Origin of the sequence: Moraxella sp., assembly GCF_024227015.1 — a bacterium.
Lineage (GTDB): Bacteria > Pseudomonadota > Gammaproteobacteria > Pseudomonadales > Moraxellaceae > Moraxella.
The window spans coordinates 1-3,292 of the sequence record NZ_JAAELD010000210.1; the positions used below are offsets into that span (position 1 = coordinate 1).

Consider the following 3,292-nt stretch of genomic DNA (forward strand, 5'->3'; position numbering starts at 1 on the left):
AGTCGCTAGTACCAAACTAAACAATTCAATGCCTGCGATATGAGGCTGAATCATGTTTGCGTCGCCCCACTAAAGAAACCACAAAATAATAATACGTGCCCAATATCAGAGACAAAAGAACAGAAAACACGATCGGCCTGATACCTTGCATCGGTTCACTTAATTTCCCCAGCGAGTCCAGAAAAACGGCATAGGGATGGTAAAGCAGATCCCAACTGTTCCAACGCAGAAAACGACCTACAAACACGCCAAAACCGGCAAAGAGGATCGCAGTTACTACCAACACCTTTGCGAAAACAGCACCATACCAAGCTGTCGTCTGTTTCTCGACAATCAACAATGACACCATCGCCAACATCAAACCACACTGTGAAAAAATGCAAAATATGGCCACCCGTTGCCACAAATCATAATGATCCCAATCTAAATAGGCGAAGTCGGTTATCAGGTAAGGGGCATTCGGAAAGAAGAAAAACCAAGCCAAAATCAACACAATTCGAAACATCGACACCAACTTGGTTCCCGGAAATGTTGCAGATAACATCATTAGGATTCCAAGAAAATAAGGCACCCATGCAAGAAATAGATTAAGGTGCAAACGTGGCCCCCGCCATTCCGAGGTCCACCGTTCAGCAAAGTAAAATCCCATCGCAGTGACCGAGGCAACCAACAAAGGAAAGAAATGATTTTGGTGCAACAACTTTATTAGCCGCGACGAGACGGGCTCGCGAAAGCCCTCACTGAAATCTTCTGACACCATTTATCAACTCCGGAATAAATGAAGGCAAACCAGCGTGCCTCTCAGATAACAAAAACGTTGCTGAGCGACTCGCCCACAAGACCCAACATAAACGCACGCCGCAAGGTACTGATATACATAGTTTCGCACCCCCGAGTCGATGCCAGCCCAGCATCGCCAAATTTTTGGGCGCTTCCCCTTGAGCATGCCTGCTTAGCGGGAAAGCAAGCCCATTAGATTTCTCCTCGAAAGATCAAGCATTTATCAAATCAACGATTTTTGGGCGTTGGGCAGGGTTTTCATCGCAAGATTCAGTCATTTCCAGCGAATAAGAGAGCAAGAAAGGTGCAATGCACACTCGCTGCAACGCGAACGCGCACCAGATTTTTACCAGTCAATTACGGGGGGATAAAATGAAGGCAGCGAATATAGATTCGAACTTGGCAAATAACTGGGCGATGGCCTTACACCTCTCTACCTTTGCAGCGTACCTTGTGCCAATCGCTGGAATCCTTGCCCCAATTTTGATTTGGCAAATGAAGAAAGATGAAATTCCAAATTTAGATGCTCACGGAAAAATCGTCGTCAACTGGCTTATCTCTGCGATAATTTACATTGCGATTAGCTTGCTGCTCATATTGGTTTTTATTGGCATCCCCATGCTACTTGTCATGAGTGTTTTAATGATCGTATTTCCCATCATCGGTGGACTCAAAGCTGGCAATGGAGAATTGTGGCCTTACCCCATGAGCATTCGTTTTTTCAAATAACCGACCGCTGATGCGTTTTTGCGATGCAGGTGATGAATCCTATTTGCGTGCCAGCAGAACCATCACTTTGATGATGATGCTCTCCTGAAGAGAACCACGTGAGGAAGCCCGTTTCGCATCAACCCGAATCCTAGATACAGCACACCGGCATATTGAATGTGCCGGTTTTGTTGCTTTAAATTTCGCATTCGCACTGCCTCAAAATCTCAGTACCCATCGACCTCTGCTAGGAATGAGCTTGATACTGAGAAAGATAAATTCAGTGGCCACTCCACCAATCCGCATTTCTGAATTTGAGCGTAGATACCACCCAAGCTAAAGCCAGAATTACCACAACGATGGGTATCACTGCTCCGGCCGGGCCCATCACCTGCAAACCACCAGCGACAAGCATGGTGTAGCCCATTTGGATTAAGACGAATAGAAAACTTGCCACAAAAAGGGGCAAAGCCCAATTCTTACGAAGCAATAATCCCACACAGGCAGCGAGCCCCGTGGCGACTGAGAGTCCAAAGATAACGTAAACCCAAGACGGGGTTGTTCGCACCCATTCCTTCTGAGCTTCCGTAAAACTCTCCATGGCAGCCTCTTGGTTGAACATTTCATTGAAGAAAATGCCACACCCCATAATGTTCCACAACAACGCGACTCCACCGACAACCCAAAAATACAAGGGCACGCGCAAATCGGACTTCGCATCCATCATTTGGTACTCCTCGGTACGGTTCGCTTAAACACGGTTGAGGGCAATGCAAGCGACGATCACAAGCCTCAACAAATCGCTGTTAATCTCCAACCGTCATTGTAGCCCACTCCGAGTTGCAATTTCACCCGCTGCCTTCGCGAAAAGGATAACAGCCATAGCGCGCCAAAAAAGTTTCGTATCCACGCTAACATTCGCGAAGAAGCAAACCGCAACGCGACGAGAAGATCACGTAGACCAACGGTTTCAGCGTGAAATGAGCACCCATTACGATGGCAGCTCTTGTTCACGGAAAGCATCTCAAAACGTGGTTTGAGCTTAAGTCACTTCATCGTGACGTGACGCTTTTCCTTGCCCGGCTTGAGAAACTAGTGTTCGTCGATCAAAAAACCATTTCATACCAGCAATGCCGGCAATACCACCGATCCAAAACAAGCTGCTTCGCGGCAAAAGTGAAGACTGTTTATTTCTTTCGATGGCCTGAAGGTCGGCAAGTACATCCTGGTTCTTCATACGACCTTGCATCTCCAAACGATGCACCAAGCCGTCCTTATCAACGATGCCTTGGCAAGCATCAATGTCACAAAATCTATCTGCAGTCCATTTCGACCTGACGTACCCAGTGGCCTTATCTGTCACTAACCGCCTACGCTGTCTGTAAGGTCCACACAGGCGATCAAACTCAGGAGCCTGTAGAAATAAAGCGTGGTCAAATTCCTCCAAATCATGAACCTCACCATCATGAATATGAACGGTGGGAAAGAACACAGATTTTTGATTTGGGCCAATCAACCGCGATTTAAATTTAAACGCCATAGGGTGCGGCTTTCCCTTCAGCGTTTTAAGCTGAAAGACGGCAAAACCATAATCTGAATATTGCGGAATTTGATCCCACGAATCCTGAGGCACACGAAATTGCTCATCCAATCGCGAAAAATCTGCAAGCGTGGGAACATAAGAGGCAATAAAATCCCCCACTTCATGCACTTGCAATTGCGACATGTCCGAATCGACTGCCTTATCCCAAGATCTCGCCCCCCGTCTTTTCGGTGGAACCGCCAAAGGGAAACCCTTATCGAG

The 3,292-nt window shown here is 47.0% G+C and carries 4 protein-coding genes; 1 reads left to right on the forward strand and 3 read right to left on the reverse strand.

What is annotated here, in order from left to right; translation table 11 throughout:
* Nucleotides 1–25: 25 nt before the first annotated feature.
* Nucleotides 26–760, reverse strand: coding sequence for a DUF1361 domain-containing protein (locus tag GY683_RS04740; protein ID WP_297287652.1), 735 nt, complete (start codon nt 758–760; stop codon nt 26–28).
* Between the two features lie 392 nt (nt 761–1,152).
* On the opposite strand from GY683_RS04740, the gene GY683_RS04745 reads away from it, so the two are divergent.
* Nucleotides 1,153–1,509 (forward strand): DUF4870 domain-containing protein, encoded by a 357-nt coding sequence (locus tag GY683_RS04745; protein WP_297287653.1) that lies wholly within the window; start codon nt 1,153–1,155, stop codon nt 1,507–1,509.
* Between the two features lie 259 nt (nt 1,510–1,768).
* Here GY683_RS04745 and GY683_RS04750 read toward each other — a convergent pair whose 3' ends face one another.
* Nucleotides 1,769–2,215, reverse strand: a complete 447-nt coding sequence (locus GY683_RS04750) for a hypothetical protein (RefSeq protein ID WP_297287654.1) — start codon at nt 2,213–2,215, stop codon at nt 1,769–1,771.
* Nucleotides 2,216–2,530: 315 nt separating this feature from the next.
* A partial coding sequence (locus tag GY683_RS04755) for a hypothetical protein (protein ID WP_297287655.1) occupies nt 2,531–3,292 on the reverse strand: 762 nt, incomplete at its 5' end.

Coding starts and splice junctions, on each gene's coding strand:
- GY683_RS04750 (WP_297287654.1), bottom strand. CDS start 2,215: ATGATGGATGCGAAGTCCGATTTGCGCGTGCCCTTGTATTTTTGGGTT.
- GY683_RS04745 (WP_297287653.1), top strand. CDS start 1,153: ATGAAGGCAGCGAATATAGATTCGAACTTGGCAAATAACTGGGCGATG.
- GY683_RS04740 (WP_297287652.1), bottom strand. CDS start 760: ATGGTGTCAGAAGATTTCAGTGAGGGCTTTCGCGAGCCCGTCTCGTCG.